Annotated in this window: 21 protein-coding genes; 13 read left to right on the top strand and 8 right to left on the bottom strand. The window is 72.3% G+C overall.

Features of this window, described 5'->3' with window-relative positions; translation table 11 throughout:
- Positions 1 to 29: 29 nt before the first annotated feature.
- Both QOL15_RS12575 and QOL15_RS12570 read right to left on the bottom strand, forming a co-directional pair.
- Positions 30 to 1,136, bottom strand: a complete 1,107-nt coding sequence (locus QOL15_RS12575; protein WP_071247835.1) for an SDR family oxidoreductase — start codon at positions 1,134 to 1,136, stop codon at positions 30 to 32.
- A 35-nt stretch (positions 1,137 to 1,171) separates the two neighbouring features.
- The gene (locus QOL15_RS12570) at positions 1,172 to 1,570 is read right to left on the bottom strand and encodes a DUF3253 domain-containing protein (RefSeq protein WP_071247838.1); all 399 of its coding nucleotides are present in this window, start codon (positions 1,568 to 1,570) and stop codon (positions 1,172 to 1,174) included.
- Between the two features lie 177 nt (positions 1,571 to 1,747).
- Between QOL15_RS12570 and QOL15_RS12565 the strand changes: the two genes are divergently transcribed.
- Complete coding sequence (locus QOL15_RS12565; protein ID WP_071247982.1) at positions 1,748 to 3,028, top strand: alpha-amylase family glycosyl hydrolase; 1,281 nt, start codon at positions 1,748 to 1,750, stop codon at positions 3,026 to 3,028.
- 89 nt (positions 3,029 to 3,117) lie between these two features.
- Here QOL15_RS12565 and mmsB read toward each other — a convergent pair whose 3' ends face one another.
- The 3 genes from mmsB to chvE form a co-directional block, all read right to left on the bottom strand.
- Positions 3,118 to 4,299 (bottom strand): multiple monosaccharide ABC transporter permease, encoded by a 1,182-nt coding sequence (gene mmsB, locus QOL15_RS12560; protein WP_065962187.1) that lies wholly within the window; start codon positions 4,297 to 4,299, stop codon positions 3,118 to 3,120.
- On the bottom strand, positions 4,296 to 5,837 hold the full coding sequence (gene mmsA, locus QOL15_RS12555; protein WP_065962184.1) for a multiple monosaccharide ABC transporter ATP-binding protein: 1,542 nt from the start codon (positions 5,835 to 5,837) through the stop codon (positions 4,296 to 4,298). The genes mmsB and mmsA overlap by 4 nt, the downstream gene beginning before the upstream one ends.
- A gap of 104 nt (positions 5,838 to 5,941) precedes the next feature.
- The gene (gene chvE / locus QOL15_RS12550) at positions 5,942 to 7,072 is read right to left on the bottom strand and encodes a multiple monosaccharide ABC transporter substrate-binding protein (protein ID WP_065962182.1); all 1,131 of its coding nucleotides are present in this window, start codon (positions 7,070 to 7,072) and stop codon (positions 5,942 to 5,944) included.
- Positions 7,073 to 7,320: 248 nt separating this feature from the next.
- Here chvE and QOL15_RS12545 point away from each other — a divergent pair, with 248 nt between their 5' ends.
- The 5 genes from QOL15_RS12545 (at position 7,321) to QOL15_RS12525 (ending at position 13,735) form a co-directional block, all read left to right on the top strand.
- Entirely contained in the window at positions 7,321 to 8,370 is a 1,050-nt protein-coding gene (locus QOL15_RS12545; protein WP_065962180.1) for a substrate-binding domain-containing protein, read from the top strand.
- A 131-nt stretch (positions 8,371 to 8,501) separates the two neighbouring features.
- Positions 8,502 to 10,208 carry a xylulokinase gene (locus QOL15_RS12540; protein WP_065962178.1) on the top strand — a complete coding sequence of 569 codons (1,707 nt, stop codon included), beginning with the start codon at positions 8,502 to 8,504 and terminating at the stop codon, positions 10,206 to 10,208.
- Positions 10,205 to 10,945: an L-ribulose-5-phosphate 4-epimerase gene (locus QOL15_RS12535; protein ID WP_071247842.1), complete on the top strand. Its 741-nt coding sequence runs from the start codon at positions 10,205 to 10,207 to the stop codon at positions 10,943 to 10,945. The genes QOL15_RS12540 and QOL15_RS12535 overlap by 4 nt, the downstream gene beginning before the upstream one ends.
- Entirely contained in the window at positions 10,942 to 12,465 is a 1,524-nt protein-coding gene (araA, locus tag QOL15_RS12530; protein WP_071247845.1) for an L-arabinose isomerase, read from the top strand. Before QOL15_RS12535 ends, araA begins: the two co-directional genes overlap by 4 nt.
- Positions 12,466 to 12,475: 10 nt before the next feature.
- Entirely contained in the window at positions 12,476 to 13,735 is a 1,260-nt protein-coding gene (locus tag QOL15_RS12525) for an FAD-binding protein (RefSeq protein ID WP_071247984.1), read from the top strand.
- 49 nt (positions 13,736 to 13,784) lie between these two features.
- On the opposite strand, the gene QOL15_RS12520 is transcribed toward QOL15_RS12525, so the two are convergent.
- Positions 13,785 to 13,976 (bottom strand): hypothetical protein, encoded by a 192-nt coding sequence (locus QOL15_RS12520; protein WP_065962172.1) that lies wholly within the window; start codon positions 13,974 to 13,976, stop codon positions 13,785 to 13,787.
- Between the two features lie 293 nt (positions 13,977 to 14,269).
- On the opposite strand from QOL15_RS12520, the gene QOL15_RS12515 reads away from it, so the two are divergent.
- A complete protein-coding gene (locus QOL15_RS12515; RefSeq protein ID WP_071247848.1) occupies positions 14,270 to 15,115 on the top strand; it encodes a hypothetical protein in 846 nt (281 codons plus the stop codon).
- Here QOL15_RS12515 and QOL15_RS12510 read toward each other — a convergent pair.
- A complete protein-coding gene (locus QOL15_RS12510; protein WP_071247851.1) occupies positions 15,112 to 15,999 on the bottom strand; it encodes a DMT family transporter in 888 nt (295 codons plus the stop codon). The two genes, QOL15_RS12515 and QOL15_RS12510, sit on opposite strands and share 4 nt — an antisense overlap.
- Positions 16,000 to 16,039: 40 nt before the next feature.
- Between QOL15_RS12510 and QOL15_RS12505 the strand changes: the two genes are divergently transcribed.
- Positions 16,040 to 16,552, top strand: a complete 513-nt coding sequence (locus tag QOL15_RS12505; RefSeq protein ID WP_254784130.1) for a MarR family winged helix-turn-helix transcriptional regulator — start codon at positions 16,040 to 16,042, stop codon at positions 16,550 to 16,552.
- A 10-nt stretch (positions 16,553 to 16,562) separates the two neighbouring features.
- On the opposite strand, the gene QOL15_RS12500 is transcribed toward QOL15_RS12505, so the two are convergent.
- Positions 16,563 to 17,519 carry a DUF5937 family protein gene (locus tag QOL15_RS12500; RefSeq protein WP_071247859.1) on the bottom strand — a complete coding sequence of 319 codons (957 nt, stop codon included), beginning with the start codon at positions 17,517 to 17,519 and terminating at the stop codon, positions 16,563 to 16,565.
- A 55-nt stretch (positions 17,520 to 17,574) separates the two neighbouring features.
- Between QOL15_RS12500 and QOL15_RS12495 the strand changes: the two genes are divergently transcribed.
- From QOL15_RS12495 to QOL15_RS12475, 5 genes are all read left to right on the top strand, one after another.
- Positions 17,575 to 18,855, top strand: a complete 1,281-nt coding sequence (locus QOL15_RS12495; RefSeq protein ID WP_065962162.1) for an MFS transporter — start codon at positions 17,575 to 17,577, stop codon at positions 18,853 to 18,855.
- Between the two features lie 297 nt (positions 18,856 to 19,152).
- Positions 19,153 to 20,820, top strand: a complete 1,668-nt coding sequence (locus QOL15_RS12490; protein ID WP_071247862.1) for an ABC transporter substrate-binding protein — start codon at positions 19,153 to 19,155, stop codon at positions 20,818 to 20,820.
- On the top strand, positions 20,817 to 22,568 hold the full coding sequence (locus QOL15_RS12485; protein ID WP_071247865.1) for an ABC transporter ATP-binding protein: 1,752 nt from the start codon (positions 20,817 to 20,819) through the stop codon (positions 22,566 to 22,568). Before QOL15_RS12490 ends, QOL15_RS12485 begins: the two co-directional genes overlap by 4 nt.
- Complete coding sequence (locus QOL15_RS12480) at positions 22,565 to 23,503, top strand: ABC transporter permease (protein ID WP_071247868.1); 939 nt, start codon at positions 22,565 to 22,567, stop codon at positions 23,501 to 23,503. The genes QOL15_RS12485 and QOL15_RS12480 overlap by 4 nt, the downstream gene beginning before the upstream one ends.
- Positions 23,500 to 24,498, top strand: a complete 999-nt coding sequence (locus tag QOL15_RS12475) for an ABC transporter permease (protein WP_071247872.1) — start codon at positions 23,500 to 23,502, stop codon at positions 24,496 to 24,498. Before QOL15_RS12480 ends, QOL15_RS12475 begins: the two co-directional genes overlap by 4 nt.
- The last annotated feature ends 76 nt before the right edge of the window (positions 24,499 to 24,574 follow it).

Here is a 24,574-nt window from a genome sequence, read left to right as displayed (position 1 = left end):
CGGCCGACCGCCAGGCAGTGGCCCGCGGGCTACGGGACCAGTCGGTCCGCGCGGTACCGGTCGAACAGTTCCGCGAACGCGCGGTCCGTGCGGCGGTACCCGGTGAACCCGGCCTCGCGGCTCTTGCCCATGTCGGTGACGACCTCCATCTCGCGCCCGAGGTCGGCGTCGGTGTGCCACCACGAGGCCAGGCGTGTGACGTCCGACTCCACCAGGCCGTGCCGCTCGGCGATCGCGGGCCACGCGGACACGTGCGGCGCCATCTGCTCCTCGAGCGGTCGCGACCGGTCCGCGAAGCCGACGACCCGCGCCGGGTCCACCCCGAGGTGCGCGGCCAGCCGGGGCCACATCCACCGCCAGCGGAAGACGTCGCCGTCGACGACGTTGAACGCCTCGTCCGCGCCCTCGGGGCTCGTCGCCGCCCAGACCATGTGCTCGGCGAGGAGTCCGGCGTCGGTCATGTCGGTGAGCCCGTTCCACTGGGCCGCGCTGCCGGGGAACACGAAGTCGAGGTCGAGCTCCTTGACGAGCGTCGCCTGCACCGCGAGCGTGAGGCCCATGTTCATGGCGTTGCCGACCGCGTGGCCGATCACGGTGTGCGAACGGTGCACCGACCACGTGAAGCCCTGGCGCGCGGCGGCCGCGAACAGCTCGTCCTCCTGCGCGTAGTAGAAGTTCGGGGTGTCGAGCCGCGGTTCCTCCTCGTGGAAGGGCGTGTCCGGGACGACCCCGGCGGCGTACGCCTCGAACGGGCCGAGGTAGTGCTTCAGCCCGGTGACCAGGGCGACGTGGGCGAGGGGTGCGTGTGCGAGCGCCGCGAGGAGGTCACGGACCATGCCGCCGTTGACGCGGATGTTCTCGGCCTCGGTGTCCTGGCGCTGCCACGCGGTGAAGAACACGTGGGTCGGCCGCTCGTCGGCGAGTGCCGCGGCGAGCGAGTCCGGGTCGCGGAGGTCGGCCGCGACGGTCCGGACGCCGTCCCGGGCGAGCGGTCTGCGGGAGAGCGCCGTCACCCGCCAGCCGAGGTCGAGCAGGTGGTCGACGAGCGCCGAGCCGGTGATGCCGCTGGCCCCCACGACGAGCGCTTCGGGCCGGTCGGAGGTTTGGTCGGTGGTGGTGCGCGTGGTCGAGGTCATCCCCGACTGCAACGCCCGCGGGTGACGGGTGTTCCCTACCGGGGACGCCGGATCCGGATCGGTCCCTTCGCGGTCGACGGGTCGACGACGCTGCCGTGCTGCGTGATCTCGACCTCGCCGCGGGCGACCATGCGCCGGGCGGCCCGTCGTGCCGGCTCCATCAGGGGCCGCCAGTCGTCGGGATCGAGGGACCGTGCGACCTCGGACGGGCAGATGCTCGCGGTCCGGGCGCGCGCCGCGAAGAGCTCGTCGATGCGCTGTTCGAGCGCCCGGTCGGTGGCGTCGACGCCGTGCTTCCGGCAGGCCGCCGAGCACCACTTCGTGTCCGGCCCCGCCGAGGACGGCATCCGTCGCCCGCACGCGGCGCAGGTGCGCTCGCCGTGCGCCTGCTCGACCGCCTCGGCGTCGGCGGCCGTCCTGATCGCTCGTCCCATGCGTCCATCCTCGTCCCGCTGTCCACCCGGGCGCACAGCCCAGGTACGGGTGGCAGCATCGTCCCGGTGACCGACGACACCGAGCGCACCGCCACCGACCGTCCCGACACCGACCGTCACGACGACGCCCCCGGCCGCCCCGCACCCCGGCAGGAGCCCGCCTGGGTCGAGCACGCGATGTGGTGGCACGTCTACCCGCTCGGCGCGGTCGACGCCGCGGTGCGCCCCGACTCCCCCGTCGACGAGCGGCCCGTCGAGCACCGCCTCGACCGGCTGACGGGCTGGTTGGACCACGTGGTCGACCTCGGGCTGAACGGCCTGCTGCTCGGGCCCGTCTCGGCGAGCAGCACCCACGGCTACGACACCGTCGACCACTTCCGCGTCGACTCCCGGCTCGGCGACGAGTCGGACCTCACCGCACTCGTCGCGGCGGCGCACGAGCGTGGGGTCCGGGTGCTGCTCGACGGCGTGTTCAACCACGTCGGGCGGGAGCACCCCGCGTTCCGCGCCCTCGAGGAGCAGGGGCCGGACGCCCCGACCGTCGACCTGTTCGCCGTCGACCGGTCGGGCTGGAGCGCGGGCGACCCCGTGCCCGTCGCCGACTTCGAGGGGCACGACATCCTCGTCGCCCTCGACCACGACAGCCGGGCGACCGAGGACCTCGTCGTCGAGGTGATGACGTACTGGCTCGACCGCGGGGTCGACGGGTGGCGGCTCGACGCGGCCTACGCGGTGCCGCCGGCGTTCTGGGCCCGGGTGCTGCCGCGCGTGCGCGAACGCTTCCCGGACGCCTGGTGCAGCGGCGAGGTCATCCACGGCGACGCCGCGGCGATCGTGACCGCGTCGACGATGGACTCGGTCACGCAGTACGAGCTGTGGCAGGGGATCTGGCACGGCATCGCCGACCGGAACTGCTTCGAGCTCGCGCACGCGGTGGAGCGGCACGACGCCCTGCTCGGCACGTTCGTCCCCACCACGTTCGTCGGCAACCACGACGTGACGCGCATCGCGAGCGCGGTGGGGGAGCGGTTCGCCGCGCACGCCGCCGCGGTGCTGTTCACGGTGGCCGGCACGCCCGTGGTCTACGCGGGCGACGAGTACGGCTGGACCGCCGTGAAGGAGGAGCGCGAGGGCGGGGACGACGCGGTGCGTCCGGCGCTGCCCGCGGTGCCGCCGGAGCCCAGCGACCTGACCCGCACGTACCAGGCGCTCGTCGCACTCCGGCGGCGGATGCCGTGGCTGCACCGGGCGCACACCGACGTCCTGCACCTGACGAACACCGCGGTCGTGCTCCGGACCGCGACCGCGGACGCCGCCGTGGTGACCGCCCTGAACCTGGCGGACGAGCCGGTCGAGGTGCCCGCGGCCGACGCGACGCGGGTCGAGGCGGGCGGTGGCGACCTGCGGGACGGGAGCCTACGCCTCCCGGCCGCGGGGTGGGCGGTCCTGACGTCCTGACGCCCCCGCAACGCAGCGATGGAGCAGGAGACGTCGGGTGCCTGACAGCGACCCGACGTCTCCTGCTCCATCCGGGGGAGGGGAGACCCCTACTTGCGCGCGGACGCGGCCCGACGCTTGTTGAACACGTCGAACGCGACGGCGGCGAGCAGCACCAGGCCCTTGATGAGCGACTGGTACTCGGTACCGACACCGAGGATCGACATGCCGTTGTTCAGGATGCCGATGATGAGACCACCGATGATCGCGCCCGGCACCGTGCCGATGCCGCCGGTGACGGCTGCGCCACCGATGAACACGGCCGCGATGGCGTCGAGCTCGAAGCCGTTGCCGGCACCCGGGGCGGCGAGGTTGAGCTGGCCGGTGAAGACCACGCCCGCCAGGGCCGCGATGACGCCCATGTTCACGAAGAGCAGGAACGTGACGCGCTTGGTCTTCACGCCGGACAGCTGCGCCGCGAGGGCGTTGCCACCGATCGCGTACACGTGGCGACCGAAGACCGCGCTGCGCATGACGACCGAGTAGACGACCACGAGCAGGCCGAGCACGACGAGCACGATCGGGGTGCCGTTGTAGCTGGCGAGCAGGAGCGACACGTAGACGACGAGCACGACGCCGAACGCGAGCTTGACGAGGAACCACACGAGCGGCTCGCTCTCGAGCTGGTACTTGCGGCGGGTGGCGCGACCGCGCAGCGAGACGACGACCATGATCGCGGCGGCCGCGAAGCCGAGGATCATCGTCAGCGGCTCGTAGCCCGAGGTGCCGAACGACGGCAGGAAGCCGGAGCCGAGCGAGCGGAAGCCGTCCGGGAAGGGTGAGATCTGCTGGTTCTGCAGGACGATCTGCGCCGCACCGCGGAAGGCGAGCATGCCCGCCAGCGTCACGATGAACGCCGGGATGCCGAAGTAGGCGATCCAGAAGCCCTGCCAGGCGCCCACGAGGCCACCGAGCACGAGGCACAGGACGACCGCGATCGGCCACGGGATGCCCCACTGCGTGATCATCACGCCGGCCATGGCGCCCGTGAAGGCGACGACCGAGCCGACCGACAGGTCGATGTGGCCCGCGATGATGACCATCACCATGCCGATGGCGAGGATGAGGATGTAGCTGTTCTGGACGATCAGGTTCGAGACGTTGATCGGCGCGAGGGTGATCCCGCCGGTCGTCGCCTGGAAGAAGATCACGATGACGATCAGCGCGATGAACAGGCCGATCTGTCGGAGCTGCCCGGTGAGGTAGCCGGCGGCGGACTTGAGCGCGTTCATTTGACGGTGGTCTCCCGTTCCTGGGTCATGTACTGCATGAGGACCTCGGGCGTGGCCTCGGAGCGGGGCACGTCAGCGGTGATCGTGCCCTCGGAGAGCGTGTAGATGCGGTCGCAGATGCCGAGGAGTTCCGGCAGCTCCGAGGAGATGACGATGATGCCCTTCCCCTGGTCCGCGAGCTGGTTGATGATCGTGTAGATCTCGTACTTCGCGCCGACGTCGATGCCGCGCGTCGGCTCGTCGAGGATGAGCACGTCGGGGTCGGCGTACATCCACTTCGACAGGACGACCTTCTGCTGGTTGCCGCCGGAGAGCTTCCCGGTCACCGCGTTCACCGACGGCGCCTTGATGTTCATGCTCTTCAGGAACTGGCCGGCGACGGTCGTCTCCTTCGAGCCGTTCACGAAGCCCCACTGCGCGAGCTTCCCGAGCGCCGAGCCGGAGACGTTCCGCTTGATGTCGTCGATGAGGTTCAGGCCGTAGCGCTTGCGGTCCTCGGTCGCGTAGGCGATGCCGTTGTCGATCGCCCGGGTCACGGTGTTCGTCTTGATCGGCACGCCGCGCTTGTAGACGGTGCCCGAGATGCCGGCGCCGTACGAGTGGCCGAAGACGCTCATCGCGAGCTCGGTGCGGCCGGCGCCCATGAGCCCGGCGATGCCGACGATCTCGCCCGCGCGGACCGTGAGGTTGGCCTGGTGGATGATCTCGCGCGAGGCGTCGAGCGGGTGGTGGACGGTCCAGTCCTCGATGCGCAGGAGTTCCTCGCCGATCTTCGGCTCGTGCTCCGGGTACCGGTTGGACAGGTCGCGACCGACCATGCCGCGGATGATGCGGTCCTCGGAGACCTCGCCGGCGTGCATGTCGAGGGTCTCGATGGTCTGGCCGTCGCGGATGATCGTGACCTTGTCGGCGATCGCCTTGATCTCGTTGAGCTTGTGGCTGATGATGATCGCCGTCATGCCCTCGGCCTGCAGCGTGCGGATCAGCTCGAGCAGGTGCTCGGAGTCGTCGTCGTTCAGCGCGGCGGTGGGCTCGTCGAGGATGAGGAGCTTCACCTCCTTGGACAGCGCCTTCGCGATCTCGACGAGCTGCTGCTTGCCGACGCCGATGTCCACGATCTTCGTGACCGGGTTGTCCTTGAGCCCGACGCGCTTGAGCAGCGCCGCGGCCTCGAGGTTCGTCTTGTTCCAGTCGATGAGCCCGCCGGTGGCGCGCTCGTTGCCGAGGAAGATGTTCTCGGCGATCGAGAGGAAGGGACTGAGGGCGAGCTCCTGGTGGATGATCACCACGCCCGCGGCCTCGGAGTCGTTGATGGAGCCGAACTTCACCGGCTGACCGTCGAGCAGGATCTCACCGTCGAAGGAGCCGTGCGGGTAGACGCCCGACAGGACCTTCATCAGCGTGGACTTGCCCGCGCCGTTCTCGCCGCAGATCGCGTGGACCTGACCGCGCTCGACCTCGATGCTGACGCCCTGCAGGGCCTTGACCCCGGGGAAGGTCTTGGTGATGTCCCGCATCTCGAGGATGGTGTCCGCCATGTGGACGCCTTTCCGTCGTGCGCGCGTGCGCGCGCTGGTGGAGACGGACAGGAGGCGCGGTGCGCGCTGGCACCGCGCCTCCTGTCCGTCAGATGGGGCAGGACCTACTTGAGGTCGGCCTCGGTGTAGTACCCCGAGTCGACGAGGACTTCCTTGTAGTTGTCCTTCGTGACGACCGTGGGCTGGAACAGGTAGGTCGGGACGACCTTGACCTTGTTGTCGTAGCTCTTGGTGTCGTTGACCTCGGGCTTCTTGCCGGCGAGCAGGTCCTCGGCCATCGTCGCGGACTGCTTCGCGAGCTTGCGCGTGTCCTTGTAGATGGTGGAGTACTGCTGGCCCGCGATGATCGACTTGACCGAGGCGGCCTCGGCGTCCTGACCGGTGATCACCGGGAGGGGACGGTCACCCGAGCCGTAGCCGGCGCCCTGCAGGGCCGAGATGATGCCGATCGACATGCCGTCGTAGGGCGACAGGACACCGTCGAGCTTGGTGCCGCCGGAGTACGACTTCGCGACGAGGTTCTGCATGCGGGCCTTGGCGGTCGCCGGGTCCCACTGCTGCGTGGCGGCCTGCGTGAAGCCGTCCTGGCCGGAGCCGATCTTCAGCGTGCCGTCCTCGAGGTACGGCTTGAGGGTCTTCATCGCGCCGTTGAAGAAGAACGTGGCGTTGTTGTCGTCGGGCGAGCCGGCGAACACCTCGATGTTGAACGGACCCTTCTCGTCCGTCTTCTTGCCGTCCTTGTCGAGCAGCCCGAGGCCGGTCAGCAGCGAGTTGGCCTGGTCGACGCCGACCTTCTCGTTGTCGAACGACACGTAGTAGTCGACGTTCTTGTTGCCGGTGAGCAGGCGGTCGTACGAGATCACCTTGATGCCGGCCTTGGCGGCGGCGTCGAGCTGGTCGGACAGGGCGCCACCGTCGATCGACGCGATGATCAGGACCTTCGCGCCCTTGGTGATCATGTTGCTGACCTGCTGGGCCTGCTGCTGGACCTTGTTGTCGCCGTACTCGAGGTCGACCTTGTAGCCGGCCTTCTCGAGGTCGCTCTTGACGGCGTCGCCGTCCTTGATCCACCGCTCGGAGACCTTGGTGGGCATGGCCACGCCGACGAGCGCGCCCTTGTTGTCGCCGCTGCCGGCGCCGCTGTCGGTCGCACCACGGCCACCGGCCGAGCATGCTGCCAGGGAGAACGCGATGCCGAGGGCCGCGACCCCCGCGATGATCCTGCGCTTCATCATCGAAGTACCTCTGTTCCTCTCGCGTCGACGTCGACGCGCTCAGGTGCTGGGGCTGCTGTGCCCCGCTGGGATGTGCTCGTGTGAGCGCTCACATGATGGGGTGTTCCGTGCCGGGGTGTCAACTCCCCCGTCGCGGTGACGGGATGTTCCGGCGGGGCGTGCGGCTTCCCGCAGCGGGGAGCGGGGCCCGCTCGCCACCGGTCGGAGGGGTTGCGGAGCCGGACGACCCGGGCGGTACGCTCTGCCACGTGACGACCACGACCGCGCTCGGGAGCGCCGGCGGCAGACGCCGCAAGGCCCCCACGATCTTCGACGTCGCCGAGCGCGCGGGCGTCTCCCACCAGACGGTGTCCCGGGTGATCAACGGCGACCCGACGGTCCGCGAGCAGTTCCGCTCGCAGGTCACCGACGCCGTGACGGCGCTCGGCTACCGGCCCCGCGCCGCCGCCCGGGCCCTCGCCGGCGGACGGAGTCGGGCGCTCGGCATCATCACCGCGGGCGACGCGCTGTACGGGCCGTCGAGCACCTCGATCGGGTTCGAACGCGCCGCACGGTCCGCCGGCTACCACGTGCTGCTGTCCACGCTGCCCGACGCCCCTCGGCCCGCCGACCTGTCCGGCGCGCTCACCACGCTGCTCGCCCAGGACGTCGCCGCGATCGTGCTCGTCGCGGCCGACAACCGCGTGCTCGCGGCCCTCGAGTCGCTGACGATCCCGGTGACCGTCCCGGTCGTGGTCGCGAACGCCGTGCAGCGCGACGCGGTCCGCACCCCGGTGGCGCCGAGCGTCGCCGCGGTCGCGATCGACCAGGCCGCCGGCACGACCCTCGTCATGGAGCACCTGTTCGGCCGCGGGCACCGGCACGTCGTCCACGTCGCCGGTCCCGCCGTGTCGCAGGAGTCCGAGGTCCGCCGCGACACCTACGTGCGGATCATGCGCGAGGCCGGGCTGACCCCCGTCGTGCTCGACGGCGACTGGACCCCCGCGAGCGGGTTCGCGGCCGCACGCCAGATCGACACCGCGGTCGTCGACGCGGTGTTCGCCGGGAACGACCAGATGGCGCTCGGGGTCCTGCACGCCTTCGCCGACGACGGCCTCCGGGTGCCCGACGACGTGGCGGTGGTCGGGTTCGACGACGTCCCCGAGGCCGCGCACTTCACCCCGCCGCTCACCACCGTGCGGCAGGACTTCATGGCGATGGGGCAGCGGGTGCTCGAGTCCGTGCGCGCCCTGGTCGAGGGCGAGCCGCGCGACGAGACGCTGCTGCTGCCCGAGCTGGTGGTGCGGCGCAGCGCCTAGCCGCGCTGGTCGTCGCCGAGGGCCCCACGCGACACCCGCCGCCCGCACGGCGAGTCGCACGTTGCGCGAGTGAGCGCTCACGTGCCAGGATGTGAGCGCTCACGGAGGACGACGAGGTCTCAGGAGGACACATGAGCGACGACCGCCGACGACAGGTCGAGGACGGGCGGACGACGCTCGGCATCGAGCTCGGGTCGACCCGCATCAAGGCGTGCCTGGTGGACGAGGACCTCGTCCCGATCGCCGCCGGGTCCCACGAGTGGGAGAACGAGTACGTCGACGGACGGTGGACCTACTCGCTCCTCGCCGTCGAGACCGGGCTCCGTGCGGCCTACGCCGACCTGGTCGCCGACGTCGAACGGCAGTACGGCGTCCGACCGACGAGCTTCCGCGCCGCGGGCGTCTCCGCGATGATGCACGGCTACCTGCCGTTCGACCAGGACGGCGAGCTGCTCGTGCCGTTCCGCACGTGGCGGAACACCTCGACCGGCCCCGCGGCCGAACGGCTGAGCGCCGCGCTCGACTTCAACGTGCCGCAGCGCTGGTCGATCGCGCACCTCGTGCAGGCCGTCCTCGACGACGAGCCGCACGTGGCGCAGGTCGCCGGCATCACGACCCTCGCGGGCTACGTGCACCGACGTCTGACCGGGCAGGACGTCCTCGGCGTCGGCGACGCGAGCGGCGTCTTCCCGATCGACAGCGCGCCCGTCGACAGCGGCCCGGGGGAGCCTGGTCGCCGTGACTGGGACCACGACATGCTGGCGACCACGCAGGAGCTGCTCGGCGAGGCGGTCCCGGACCTCCGCGCCCTGCTGCCCGAGGTGCTCGTCGCGGGCGAGGACGCCGGCGCGCTCACCCCCGAGGGCGCCGCGTGGCTCGACCCGACCGGGACCCTGCAGCCCGGCGTGGCCTTCTGCCCGCCGGAGGGCGACGCCGGCACGGGCATGGTCGCGACGAACGCCGTCGCACCCCGCACCGGCAACGTCAGCGTCGGCACGAGCATCTTCGCGATGGTCGTCCTCGAACGTCCCCTCGGCACGCCGCACGAGGAACTCGACGTGGTCACCACCCCGTCCGGCGACGCCGTCGCGATGGTGCACTGCAACAACGGCGCGAGCGAGATCGCCGCGTGGGCACGGGTGTTCGGCCGCTTCGCCCAGGCGACGAGCGAGCGCACGGGTGGCGCCGCCGTCGCGATCGACGACGTCTACGCGACGCTGCTCGCCGAGGCGGCCGACGCCGAGCCGGACGCGGGCGGGCTGCTCTCCTTCAACTACCTGGCCGGCGAACCCGTCACGGGTGTCGAGGACGGGCGCCCCCTGCTCCTCCGCACCCCCGGCGCCCGGTTCACGCTCGGCAACCTCGTCCGCTCCGAGGTGCACGGCGCGTTCGCCACCCTCGCGATCGGCATGGAGGTCCTGCACGGCGAGGACGTCGCGGTCGACCGGATGACCGCGCACGGCGGGCTCTTCCGGACCCCGGGCGCACCGCAGCGCCTGCTCGCGGCGGCCCTGCGCGTCCCCGTCGCCCTCGAGGAGACCGCGGGCGAGGGCGGTGCGTGGGGGATCGCCGTGCTCGCGGCGTACCTCGAGCACACCGACCGCACGCTCGCCGACTTCCTGGCCGACACCGTGTTCGGCGGCGACGCCGTGCACGTGGCCGAACCCGACCCGACCGACGTCGCGGGCTTCCGGACCTACCTCGACCGCTACCGCGCGGCCCTGCCCGTGCAGGCCGTGGCGGCCGCGACCACCCGCACCGACGCACCGGCCGACCAGGCCGAGCCGACCGACGAGGCCGAGCCGCGCCTCCAGACCGAGCAGGAGCCAGCCGCATGACGGACGCGACCCCGACCGCCCCGACCGCCCCGAGCGCGCCGACCGAGGAGACGAAGGCGGCCGTCGCCCGCGCGCGCGAGCGCGTGGCCCGCCTGCACGGCGAGCTCGTCCGCTACGGCCTGGTCATCTGGACCGGCGGCAACGTGTCCGAGCGCGTGCCCGGCACCGACCTGTTCGTGATCAAGCCGAGCGGGGTGTCGAGCGACGACCTCACCCCGGAGAACCAGGTCGTCTGCACCCTCGACGGCGTGCCGGCCGAGGGGTGGGGCAACGCGCACGGCCCGTCCTCCGACACCGCCGCGCACGCCTTCGTCTACCGGAACATGCCCGAGGTGGGCGGGGTCGTGCACACGCACTCGACCTACGCGACCGCGTGGGCGGCCCGCGCCGAGGAGATCCCCTGCGTGATCACCGCGATGGCGGACGAGTTCGGCGGCCCGATCCCGGTCGGCCCGTTCGCGATCATCGGCGACGACTCGATCGGCCGCGGCATCGTGGACACCCTCGCCGGCCACCGCTCCCGCGCGGTGCTCATGCAGAACCACGGCGTGTTCACGATCGGCAAGGACGCGAAGGACGCCGTCAAGGCCGCGGTGATGTGCGAGGACGTCGCCCGCACCGTGCACATCGCGAAGCAGGGCGGCGAGCTCGTCCCGATCGCGCCGGAGAACGTCGATCGACTCTTCGATCGCTACCAGAACGTCTACGGACAGAACCCCGAAGGAGCCATGCGATGACGCAGGTGAACCCCCAGGCCACCCTGGACAGCTACGAGGTCTGGTTCCTCACCGGGTCGCAGGGCCTGTACGGCGAGGAGACCCTCCGCCAGGTCGAGGAGCAGAGCCGGGCCGTGCACGCCGAGCTCGCCGGAGCGCTGCCGGTGAAGCTCGTGTGGAAGCCCGTCCTCAAGGACGCCGACGGCATCCGCCGCGCCCTCGTCGAGGCCAGCAGCGACGACAAGGTCATCGGTGTCACCACGTGGATGCACACGTTCAGCCCGGCGAAGATGTGGATCGGCGGCCTGCAGGCCCTCACGAAGCCGCTCCTGCACCTGCACACGCAGGCGAACGTCGCGCTCCCGTGGGGCGACATCGACTTCGACTTCATGAACCTCAACCAGGCCGCGCACGGCGACCGCGAGTTCGGGTACGCCCTGGCGCGCCTCGGCGTCCGCCACGCGACCGCGGTCGGCCACGTGTCCGACCCGCGCGTGCAGCAGCGCGTGTCCGACTGGACCCGTGCCGCGGCCGGTGCCGCCGCCGTCCGGTCGCTCAAGCTCACGCGCTTCGGCGACAACATGCGGTACGTCGCCGTCACCGAGGGCGACAAGACCGAGGCCGAGATCGAGCTCGGCGTGCAGGTGAACACCTGGGCCGTGAACGAGCTCGCTGCGGCCGTCGCGGACGCGGAGGCGGACACCGCGGCGGTGGACGCCCTCGTCGCGGCGTACGAGCGCGACTACGACGTGGTGCCGGCGCTGCGGAACGGCGGCGACCGCCACGACGCGCTGCGCGACGGCGCCGCGATCGAACTCGGCCTCCGCGCCCTGCTCGAGCAGAACGACAGCGCCGCGTTCACCACGAACTTCGAGGACCTCGGCACGCTCAAGCAGCTGCCCGGCCTCGCGGTGCAGCGGCTGATGGCGGACGGCTACGGCTTCGGCGCCGAGGGCGACTGGAAGACCGCCGTCCTGGTCCGCGCGATGAACGTCGCCGGCGCCGGGCTCCCCGGTGGCGCGTCGCTCATGGAGGACTACACGTACGACCTCACCCCGGGTGCGGAGAAGATCCTCGGCGCCCACATGCTGGAGGTCTCGCCGACGCTCACCACCGCGACGCCGACGCTCGAGGTCCACCCGCTCGGCATCGGCGGCAAGGACGACCCGGTCCGCCTGGTCTTCACCGCCGACGCGGGCGAGGCCGTGGTCGTCGCGCTGTCCGACACCCGCGACGGCTTCCGCCTCACCGCGAACGTCGTCGACGTGGTGCCCCCGACCGAGGCGCTGCCGAAGCTCCCGGTCGGCCGTGCCGTGTGGGAGCCGCGCCCGTCCTTCCCGGTCGCCGCGGAGGCCTGGCTCACCGCCGGGGCCGCGCACCACACCGTGATGACGACGGCCGTGGGCCTGCAGGTGGTCGAGGACCTCGCGACGATGGTCGGCACCGAGTTCCTGGTCATCGACGAGCACACCACCGCCCGCGCGTTCACGGACGAGCTCCGCCTGCAGCAGGCGTGGCACCGGCTCGACCGCGGGTTCTAGGACCGTGACCGTGGCCGCGACGACGCGCACCAACTGGGCCGGGAACGTCACGTACCGTGCCTCCGCGCTGGCCCGCCCCACCTCGGTGGCGGACCTGCAGCAGCTCGTCGCGGCCACACCGCGCCTGACGGCGCTCGGCTCGACGCACTCGTTCAACGAGATCGCCGACACCGACGCCGTCCAGGTCACGCTCGCCGGGCTGCCGCCCGTGCTCGACGTCGACGCCGAGCGTCGGGTGGTGCGGGTCGCCGCCGGCATGACGCACGCGCAGGTGGCCGCCGGCCTGGAGGCCCGTGGCTGGGCCCTCGCGAACCTCGCGTCCCTGCCGCACATCTCGGTGGCCGGTGCGGTCGCGACCGGGACGCACGGCTCGGGCGTCCGCAACCCCTCGCTCGCGCAGGCGGTGGTCGGACTCGAGGTCGTCCGCGCGGACGGCTCGCTCGCGGTCGTCGACGCGTCCTCGCCGGACGGTGCGCTCGACGCGCACCGGGTGGCGCTCGGCGCGCTCGGCGTCGTGTCCGCGGTCGAGCTCGCGATCGAGCCGACGTTCCGGGTCGCGACGACCGTGCACCTCGACCTGCCGTGGGACGCGGTGCTCGGACACTTCGAGGCGGTGGTGTCCGACGCCTACTCGGTCTCGCTGTTCACGGCGTTCGACGACCGCGGCGCCCGCCAGGTCTGGACGAAGCACCGCGTCGACGAGCCCGCGCCGTCGGTCGACCTCGTCGCGCTCGGTGCCCGACGCGCGACCGGGCCCGTGCACCCCGGAGAGAACGACACCGCCGGCGTCACCGAGCAGGGCGGCGTCCCCGGGCCGTGGTCCGAACGGCTGCCGCACTTCCGGTCGACCTTCACGCCGTCCACCGGCGCGGAGATCCAGGCGGAGTACCTCGTCCCGGCGGCGTCCGCCGTCGCCGCGCTCGAGACGCTCCGCCCGCTGCACGACGTGTTCGCGCCGATCCTCATCGCCGCCGAGGTCCGGACGATCGCCGCGGACACCGCGTGGCTCGCGCCCTCGACCGGTCGGCAGTCGGTGGGCCTGCACTTCACCTTCCGTCGGGACCCCGCGGCCGTCGCGGCGGCGGTCGAGCGGATCGAGGAGGTCCTCGCGCCGTTCGACCCGCGGCCGCACTGGGGCAAGGTCTCCGCAGCGGGTGTCGAGCGCCTGCACGAGGCGTACCCGCGGCTCGACGACTTCGCAGCCCTCGCGCGGGACCTCGACCCGACCGGGCGGTTCCGCAACGCGTTCCTGGCGCGGCTGCTGGCCTGACGGCGGGGGTGCCCCTCGCCGCCGGCTGCGACGAGGGGCACCCGCTTCCCTAGCCCTTGCGGAGCAGGTCGACCAGGAGCCGGACGGAGTTCACGAGCAAGCTCGCGACCCCCAGCCACAACGCCTGACGCCTGGTCCGGTCGTCGTCGTCTCGCGACATCGATGACCTCCCGGTGTCGTCGCCGGCGGACACGAGGAGCTTCCGGTCAGGGATGCGGTGCCGAGCGGGCTCGGCTACCATCGATCCGAGCGACGAGCTCGGGGATGGTGATGCATCCCTGGCTTTCCACTCGGAAGGCGAACTGAGGCCCGGATCTGTTCCAGCAGGTCCGGGCCTCGCTCGTCCGCCTGGCTGCGGTCCGGCGGTCCCGCAGCCGCGGAGAGACTACCGGAGTGTCCGGTGATGTACCACGTGCGGGTGTCCACGGGAACTGTCGGCTGCCGACGCCTGCCTCAGGAGATGCGCAGGCGTTCGACGGCTGGGGCACGGCTGCGATGCTGAGTGCTCACATGTGTGATCACAAAGGTTGGGTCATGGCGAACCTCAACCGGATCCTCGGCATGGCCTCGAAGGTCATCGACAAGCAGATGCAGAAGCAGCGCGGGCAAAGGAGCCCGGACTCCGCGACCCCGCAGTCGTCGGGTGGGACCGATTGGCGCAACATCGTCCGGACCGCGGCGGACAAACTGACCGGGGACGACCGGCAGCGGGAGCAGGCGCCCCAGCAGCAGTCGTACGGACAGTCGCAGCAGCACGGCCAGCAGTCGTACGGACAGTCGCAGCAGCACGGTCAGCGACCGCAGCAGCGCGGGCACGTCGACCCGGACGCGGTCGCCCTCGCGAAGTACGACTACCTGCTCCGCACGGCGCCCCCGGAGCGTCTCGAGCAGGTCCACCACGACGCCTTCGCCCGGCTCACGCCCGCGCAGCGCCAGCAGGTCCGTGACCGCCTCAACTCCGAGCTGCCGCCACACGAGCACCTGCGCGACGACTCCGCCGGCGGCATGGCCCGTGCGGCGACCCGCGCCGAGGTCGCGCGGCCCGGACTCCTCCGGCGTGCCCTCGGCGGCCGGGGTGGCTCCTTCGCGGGCGGCGCGGCGGTCGGTGCCGGTGCGATGGCGGTCGGCGGCCTCGCGGTCGCCGTCGCCGGGGGAGCGGTCCTCAGTGCCGCTGCCGGGCCGGTCCTCGCGGGTGCCGCGGACCTCGGCGTCGACTTCGAGGGCGTCGCCGCCGGTGGCGGGGAGTTCCTCGGCGGACTCGGTGAGCAGGCCGGCGGGCTGGGTGAGCAGGTCGCGGGCTTCGGCGAGCAGGCCGGTGGGCTGGGCGAGCAGGCGTCGAACCTCGGCAGTGACTTCCTCGGTGGGTTGTTCGACCGCTAGGGGTGTGCGCGCGCGGCGGGAGCCACCGTGGTGGTGCCCCGCGGTCCGAGCAGCAGCGGTCCGGCGATGCCGGTCAGGACGAGCCCGAGGCCGATCAGCTGACGCGTCCCGAGGGCTTCGCCACCGACCATCACGCCGAGCATCACGCCGGCGACCGGGTTGAGCAACCCGACCAGTCCGATCACGTCCCCGCGGAGGTGGTCGAGTGCCGTGAACCACGTCAGGTACGCGACGGCGGTCGCGGCGAGCGTGAGCCACACGGTGGCCGCGAGCGCCGCCGACCCGAGGTGGGGCGGCGGACCGTCGACGAGGAACGCGGCCGGCAGCAGGACGATGCCCCCGACGACGAGCTGCCACGCGGTGGACGGGAGGACACCGACCTCCGGGTTCCACTTCTTGCCGAGGACGAAGCCGAGCGAGGACGCCCCCATCGCCGCGACCGACGTCACGACACCGGTGCCGTCGACGTGCCCGGCCCCGCCGAGGAGGAGCAGCGCGACGCCGCCGATGCCCACGGTGGCCCCGGCCAGGCGCCACCCGGACGGACGCTCGCCGAGGACGGCCCAGGCCAGGAGCGCGAGGGTGATCGGTGCGGTCGCCATGACGGTCGACGCGATGCTCGAGGGCAGCAGCTGCGCCGCCTGGTACACGAGCACGAAGAACCCGCCGACGTTCAGCACGCCGAGCACCACGGCCTTCCACCACCACGAGCCGTGCGGCACCCGCCGGACGATCGCGAGCAGGAGGAGTCCCGCCGGGAGCGCGCGGAGGGTCCCGCCCCAGAGGGCACCGGGTGGGAGGAACGTCCTCGTGACGAAGTAGGTGCTGCCCCACAGGACGGGTGCCAGCGCCGCGACGAGGATCCACCGCTTGTTGTCTTCCATGGAAGACAACATAGCTTCCCGGGAAGGTACAGTGGTGCTCGTGGACGGAGACGACGAACGCCAGGACCGGGTCGCGCGCATCCAGGAGGAGTGGCGCCGCGAGCGTCCCGACGTCGACGTCGCGCCGCAGGGGGTCGTCGGACGCCTGCACCGGTTGGCGGCGCGGCTCACCGAGGAGATCACTGCCGTGTACGCCGAGCACGGCCTCAGCGAAGGGGAGTTCGACGTCCTGGCGGCGCTGCGTCGGGCCGGGGCACCCTACGAGCGGAGCGCCGGCGACCTCGCCGCCTCCACGATGGTGACGAGCGGTGGGATGACGAAACGGCTCGACCGGCTCGAACGTTCCGGGCTCGTGGTGCGGCGTGTGAGCGACGCCGACGGTCGGGGCCGGGCGGTGCGCCTCACAGCGGCCGGGCTGCAGCTGATCGACGCGGCCTTCACGGCGCACATGGCGAACGAGCGGCGACTGCTCGACCTGGTCCCCGCGCGTGAGCAGCGGCTGCTCCAGGACGTGCTGCGCTCGTGGCTGGGGCGGCTCGACCCCGAGGACTGAGGGGCGGCGGTCACTCCCGCCGGAGGAGTGCGTCGCCGACCGTGCTGCGGTAGTACAGGACCGCCCGGCCGTACCGCGTGCGGTTGAGCAGCCCGCCGCGCTCCATCACGCGCAGGTGCTGGTTCACTGCCGACGTCGACACCCCGAAGCGCATCGCCAGGTCGGTCGAGGACGACGGCTCGCCCAGGGCCTCGAGCAGCGCCGCCCGGGTCCGGCCGAGCAGGTCCCGCACGGCTCCGGCGTCGGGGTGGGACGCGGTCGACCACATGGCGCCCTGCCCGCGGGCCGGGTACATCACCGTCGGGGGCAGGTCGTCGTCGATCGGCGTCGACGCCCGGACGACGAACACGGACGGCACGAGCGTGAGCCCCTCGCCCTGCACGGGCCGGTCCCGGGCGATCGGACTGCTCAGGCGGACGTCCACGTGCCGGCCGTCGAACCGCACGCTCTCGGACAGCCCGGCGAGCACCGCGCCGACCCCCTCGTGCGCAGCGACCCGGCCGCGGTGGGTGACGTCCGCCTGCAGCACGCGGCGCATCCGCGGCCAGTACGGCGCGAAGCACAGCTCCCACGTCGTCGCGAGGGCCTGCTGGAGCCGTTCGACCACGCGGTCGTGGCGTCCGGTGAACACCGCGGGGACCGTGCCGTGCACGCGCTCGAGGTCCCCGCGGAGTCGCTCCGGCCGGATCCGACCGAGGGCACGGAGCTCGTCGTCGAACGACGTCAGCGGTGAGTCGGGCCGCGGGTTCACGAAGTCCGCCACCCACCGGCGGTCGTCGACGAGCCCGGACAGGACCTCGCGGTCGAGCAACGGCAGGACCCCCGCGACGCGGTCGGTCCACGGGCGCTGCAACGGGTACCGCTCCGGCTCCCGGAACGCGCGGAGTCCGAGCCCGAGTTCGGACAGCGGCGAGATCCCGAACCGGACGGCCGACACGTCCGACGGTTCGAGGCGGTAGCGGATCATGAAGCCCGAACCTACATCCGTTCGCCCGGCACCCCGTCCCTGCCAGAACTGTGGGATGAGCACCGCCGAGCAGCAGGTCCCGATCCGCGAACTCGTCCGCCGGGACACCACGCTCCGACGCCTGCTCACCGTCACGCTCGTCGACACCCTGGGCCGCGGCGCCTTCTTCACGCTGACGTCGCTCTACCTCATCACGATCGTCGGCATCCCCCCGGTCGCGGTCGGCCTCGGGCTCACGGTGGCCGGTGCGGTCGGCGTCGCGTCCTCGCTGGTCTTCGGGCACCTGGCCGACCGGTACAGCGCCCGTCGCATGCTCGTCTGGCTGCACGTCGTCCAGGGCACGGCGCTGGTCGCCTACGTGCTCGTGCACGACCTCCCGACGCTGATCCTCACGGCCTCGGTCGTCACGCTCGCGCAGCAGGGCGGCGGCTCGGTCCGCAGTGCCGCGGTCGGCCGGGCCTTCCCGGGACCGGACCGCGTCCGGGTGCGCGCGACCATGCGCACCGTGACGAACGTCGGCATCGGCGTCGGTACGGCGCTCGCGGCGATCCCCCTCGCGATCGGGACGGGCGAGGCGTACCGCGTGACGATGGTCGTGTCGGGGCTGCTCTTCGTCTCGTCGGCGTTCCTCGTCGCCGGACTCCGGGCGGCACGCGTCGACCCCGCCCCCGCCGAGCGCACCGACACCGGCACGATCCTCCGCCGGGAGCCCGCGGGCCGCAGCCCCTACCGTGACGTGCGGTTCCTCGCGGTGTCGGCCCTGACGGGCGTGTTCGGCATGCAGTTCGGACTGTTCGAGGTCGCGGTGCCGCTCTGGGTCGTCCAGCACACGGTCGCACCGGACGTGCTCGTGTCGCCGCTCCTGCTCGTGAACACCGTGGCCGTGGTCCTGCTCCAGGTGCGGATGAGCCGCGGTACCGACACCGTGGCGGGCGCGGCGCGGGTGATGCGGCACGCCGGCTGGGTGATGGCGGTCGCGTGCGGGCTGTGGGCGGCGGCCGGGTGGGTGCGCGGGGACGACTGGGTGCCGGTCGCGGTCGCGGCGGCCGTGTTGGTCGTGGCGGCGGTCGCGCACTCGCTCGCCGAGATCACCTCGAGCGCAGCCGGGTGGGCGCTGAGCTTCGAGCTCGCACCGGCCGACCGGATCGGTGCCTACCAGGGCGTGTACGGCACCGGCTACGCCGTGGCGGCGATGCTCGCGCCGACCGTCGTCACGGTCACGGCGATCGACATGGGGACGGTCGGGTGGGCGATCCTGGCGGTGGTGTTCCTCGGCGCGGCGCTCGCCGTGGCCGCCGTCGCCACACGGGCCGCCCGCGCGCTCCCGACCACCTGAGCCGCGGCGCGCCCCCGCGCCCGACCGGACCACCCGCGCGCCGCGACCGGCCCAGCGGCGCCGCACCGCGCCTCCCGGACCCACCGGGGAATACCCGGCACGCACCCGCGTTGCACCTCGGGTCCGACACTGTTGCGTCCTGCAATGTTGCGCCCCGTGTCGTCCGGACCCCGCGGGGTTCGGACGCCCGCGCGGCACGGTGTCAGGATGGACGCCGCCCGGCCACCCGAACCGACGGCGCCAGCCGCCCAGCCGCGGCAGCCACCCCCACGACCCCCCCACGAGGAGCAGCACGCCATGCACCGCCCCAAGCGCTTGACGATCACCGCGGCCGTCGCCGCAGCCGCAGCCCTGGTGCTGACGGGCTGCACGGGCGGCAGCGCCTCGGACGACGCGTCCGCCGGCACGAGCAAGGGCGGGACGCTCAACATCCTCACGCCCCAGACCGCGCTGCACTTCGACCCGGCGACGAGCCAGAGCCTCGGGATCACGTCGATGGGTCTCGTCGCACGGCGGCTCACCACGTGGGACGTCGAGCCCGGCAAGACCGCGAAGGTCGTGCCGGACCTCGCCACCACGACGGGCGAGTCGAGCGACGGTGGCAAGACCTGGACGTACACGCTCAAGGACGGCCTGAAGTTCCAGGACGGCACACCGATCACCACCAAGGACGTCAAGTGGGGGATCGAGCGCTCGTTCGCCCCGAACCTGACCGGTGGCCTGAGCTACCACAAGTCGCTGCTCGTCGGCGGTAGCGAGTACCAGGGGCCGTTCGAGGGGAAGACCCTCGACAGCATCGAGACCCCGGACGACAAGACCATCGTCTTCAAGCTGGACAGCGCGTACGGCGACTGGCCGTGGCTCGCCTCGATGCCGGCGTTCGCCCCCGTCCCCGAGGGCCAGGGCACGGACACCGGTGCGTACGACGCCAAGCCCGTGTCCTCCGGCCCGTACCAGGTCCAGTCGAACACGCAGGGCTCGCAGGTCACGCTCGTCCGCAACAAGGAGTGGAGCGCGAAGACCGACAGCATCCGCACCGCGGGCCCGTCGAAGATCGTGTTCAAGGAGTCGCAGGACGCCTCGACCACCACCCAGAGCCTGATCGCCGACAACGGTGACGCCAAGGACTCGTTCGGCGCGATCTACCTCGGCGCCGCCGAACTCAACCAGGTCCGCGCGAACCCCTCCGCGCAGGACCGCCTCGCGACGAGCAAGGCCGGCCCGATCACCTACATGGCGATCAACACGCAGCGCGGCCAGCTCCAGGACCTCAAGGTGCGCCGGGCGCTGCAGTACGCCGTGGACCGCAAGTCGTTCCGCATCGCCGCCGGTGGTGCACTGGCCGGCGAGTACGCCTCGACGCTCATCACGCCCGGCATCGCGGGCCGCAAGGACTACGACCTCTACAAGACGAGCCCCACCGGTGACGTCGACAAGGCGAAGGCGCTCCTCAAGGAGGCCGGTGCCACCGACCTGAACCTCACGCTCGTCACCCAGAACGACCCGACGTACCTCGCACAGGCGCAGGCGCTCCAGGCCGGCCTGAAGCGCGTCGGGATCCAGGTCACGCTGAAGCCGCTCGACTACGACTCCTTCACGCAGGCGACCACGAACGGCACCGACTTCGACCTGTCGCTGTCGAGCTGGCAGCCGGACTTCCCGAGCGCGAACGCCAACCTGCAGCCGCTGTACGACTCCTCGCAGATCGGCGGGGGCGGCTACAACGTCTCGAAGTACAGCAACCCCGAGGTCGACGCCCTCATCGCGAAGGCCACCGGCACGATCGACCAGTCCGACGCCCAGCAGCTCTGGGCCGAGGCCGACCGGAAGATCATGGCCGACGCACCCGTCGTCCCGCTGATCTACGCGAAGCAGTCCTTCCTGGCCGGCTCGAACGTCGAGAACTTCCGGATCGCGGACTTCCCGGCGTACCCGAACTACCTCAAGGTCTCGCTCGCGAAGTGAGTGCGCCGCTGCTCGAGGTCGAGGGGCTCCGCGTCGCGTTCGGCGACGCGGAGCCCGTCGTCCGTGACGTCTCCTTCGCCCTGACACCCGGCCGGGTGCTCGCGCTCGTCGGCGAGTCCGGGTCGGGCAAGTCCGTGAGCGCGATGAGCGTGCTCGGTCTGCTCCCACCCGAGGCTCGGGTCAGCGGCAGCGTCCGGTTCCGCGGCGACGAGCTCGTGGGCGCCTCGGCGGACCGGCTCCGGGCGGTCCGCGGCGCCGGCATCGGCGTGGTGTTCCAGGAGCCGATGAACTCGTTCACGCCGGTCCTGTCGATCGGCACGCAGATCGCCGAGGCCGTCCGCGCGCACCCGACCGACCTCGACCGCGCCGGGGTCTCGGCCCGCGTCGACGAGCTCCTGCGGTCCGCCGGACTCGACGACCCGCAGCGGATCCGGAAGGCCTACCCGCACGAGCTCTCCGGTGGCCAGCTGCAGCGCGCGATGATCGCGATGGCGCTCGCGGGCGACCCGGTGGCGCTCATCGCGGACGAGCCGACGACGGCGCTCGACGTCACCGTGCAGGCCGGGATCCTCGACCTGCTCCGTCGGCTCGGCGTCGAGCGCTCGCTCGCCGTCCTGCTCATCACGCACGACATGGGCGTGGTCGCGGACGTCGCCGACGAGGTGCTCGTGATGCGCCGGGGCGACCCCGTCGAGACCGGCTCGGTCGTCGACGTCTTCGCCCGGCCCGCCGCCGCGTACACGCGGCAGCTGCTCGACGCGGTGCCGGTCCTCGAGACGGGCAGCGGCCGGGAGGCGCGTGCCGCGTCCGCCACGTCGGTCACACGTCCCGGGACGGACGCCGGCGGGGAGGCCCGTGACGGGTCCGCCACTTCGGTCGCGCGACCCGGGACGGACGTGGGCGACGCGACGGAGGCGAGCCGCGCCTCCCGTCCGGTCGTCGCGCGCCTGCGCGACGTCGCCGTGCGCTACGCGCGCCGTGGTGCGCCGACCGTCAGCGGCATCGACCTCGACCTGCAGGCCGGGCGGACGCTCGGGCTCGTGGGGGAGTCCGGTTCCGGCAAGTCGACCATCGGGCGCGCGCTCGCCGGGCTCGTCCCCGTCGTGCACGGCAGCGTCGAGGTGGACGGCAGCGACCTCCGCACCGCCCGCGGCAGGCGGCTGCGCGAGCTCCGCAGCCGCGTCGGCATCGTCTTCCAGGACCCGGCGTCGTCGCTCAACCCGCGGCAGACGATCGGGTGGAGCATCGCCGAGCCGCTCCTGGTGCACACGGCGGCGTCACCCGCCGACCGGGCTGCGCGCGTGGCCGAGCTCCTCGCCGCGGTCCAGCTCGACCCGACGTGGGCCGAGCGGTTCCCGCACCAGCTCTCGGGCGGGCAGCGCCAGCGCGTGGCCGTGGCCCGGGCGCTCGCCCTCCGCCCCGCGCTCGTGATCGCCGACGAGCCCACGAGCGCCCTCGACGTCACCGTGCAGGCGGCCGTGCTCGACCTGCTCGCCGACCTGCAGGACGAGTTCGGCTTCGGCATGCTGCTCGTCAGCCACGACCTCGCCGTCGTCCGGCAGCTCGCGGACGAGGTCGTCGTGCTGCACGGCGGCCGGATCGTCGAGCGGGGCACCACCGAGCGGGTCCTCGACGACCCGCAGCAGGACTACACGCGCATGCTGCTCGCCGCGGCGCCGGTCGCCGACCCGGCACGGCAGGCCGAGCGCCGGGCCGCCTGGCGTGCGTGGGAAGGAGTGGCACCGTGACCGCGAACGTCGTCGACAGCCCGGTCCCCGTGGCCAGCGGACGGACGACCGGCTTCCGTGCCGTCGTGCGTCGCGTCGCCCGGGACCGGTGGGCGGTCGTGGCCGCCGTGGTGATCGCGCTGTTCGTGGTCGTCGCCCTCGCCGCGCCGCTCATCGCCGCGGTGAGCGGGCAGGACCCGTACCGGTACCACGTCGACGCGCTGAACGACTTCGGCGCCCCGCGCGGTCCCGCGGGCGGCGTGAGCGGCACGCACTGGTTCGGCGTCGAGCCGCTGACCGGCCGGGACCTGTTCGCGATCGTCACGTACGGCGCCAGGACCTCGCTCGGCATCGGGATCGCCGCGACCGCGATGTCGATCGTGATCGGCGTGCTCGTCGGCGTCACGACCGGGTTCCTGGGCGGCTGGTACGACCGGGTGCTGTCCCGGGTCGTCGACGTCATCTTCGGCTTCCCGTCGTTGGTGTTCATGATCGCGCTGACCGCGGTCGTGCCGACGTCGTTCCCGAAGCCGCTGCTCGTCGTCCTCGTGATCGGGTTCTTCGGCTGGCCGGCCGTCGCCCGGGTCGTGCGCGGGCAGACGCTGTCCCTCGTCACCCGGAACTACGTCGTCGCTTCGACCGCGATGGGTGCCGGCCGCTGGCACGTCATCCGGACGCAGCTGCTGCCGAACCTCTCCGCCACGATCACCGTCTACGCCACGATCTCGATCCCGTCGATGATCGGCGCCGAGGCCGCGCTGTCGTTCCTCGCCGTCGGGGTCACGCCGCCGACGCCCTCGTGGGGTCGGAGCATCGGCGACGCGATCGGCTGGGTGCAGACCGACCCGATGTACCTCGTCTTCCCCGGAGCCGCCCTGTTCCTCATCACCCTGGCCTTCAACGTGCTCGGTGACGCCCTGCGCGACGCCCTCGACCCGCGCGGAGGTGCCCGGTGAACGCCCTCCGCTTCCTGGCCGTCCGCGTGCTCGGCGCGGTCGTCGTGCTGCTCGTCGTCGCGGCCGTCACGTACGCGCTGTTCATGCTCCTGCCGACCAACCCGGCACAGGCCATCTGCGACAAGCCGTGCACGCCCGAGCGCCTGGCCGACGTGCAGTCGTTCCTCGGGACCGACAAGCCCTGGATCGCCCAGTTCGGCGCGTACCTGGCGGGCATCTTCGCCGGGCGCACGTTCGGCTCCGGTGCCTCGACGATCAGCTGCGCGGCGCCCTGCTTCGGGTACTCGTTCCAGCTGCACGACTCGGTCACGAACCTCATCACGTCGCGCCTGCCCGTCACCGCGTCGATCGCGGTCGGTGCCGCCGTGCTCTGGCTCGTGGTCGGGGTCGCCGGCGGGACCGTGTCGGCCCTGCGCCGCGGGTCGCTCGCCGACCGCGCCGTGATGACCGTCGCGGTCGCCGGGGTGTCCTCGCCCGCGTACCTGATCGGACTGCTCGCGATCCTGCTGTTCGGGTTCACCCTCGGGTGGCTGCCGACCAGCGGGTACGTGCCGTTCGCCGAGGACCCGGTCGGCTGGTTCGTGCACCTGGTGCTGCCGTGGTGCGTCCTCGCGTTCATCAGCGCCGCGATCTACGCCCGGCTCACCCGCGGCGAGATGCTCGAGTCGATGTCGCAGGACTTCGTGCGGACCGCCCGGGCCAAGGGCCTGCGCGAACGCCAGGTCGTCGTGCGGCACGGGCTCCGGACGGCGATCCTGCCCGTGGTCACGCTGTTCGGGCTCGACCTCGGTTCGCTGCTCGGCGGGGCGGTCATCACCGAGAAGGTGTTCTCGATGCAGGGCCTCGGCGCGCTGCTCATCGACGCGGTGCGGTCCCTGGACCTGCAGGTGGTCGTCGGGTTCACGGTGTTCTCGGCGCTGCTCATCGTCACGGCGAACCTGGTCGTCGACGTCGTCTACGCGTTCGTCGACCCCCGCGTGCGGCGCCGGGCGTAGGGGCGCGCGCCGCCGCGGGCCGCCTGCGCACGTCGCACTCGCGTGGTGCCGCGTGCTCGTGCACAACCGGAAGCAC

Source organism: Curtobacterium sp. MCBA15_012 (assembly GCF_001864935.2).
GTDB lineage: Bacteria > Actinomycetota > Actinomycetes > Actinomycetales > Microbacteriaceae > Curtobacterium.
This window is presented reverse-complemented; position numbering and strand designations above follow the sequence as displayed.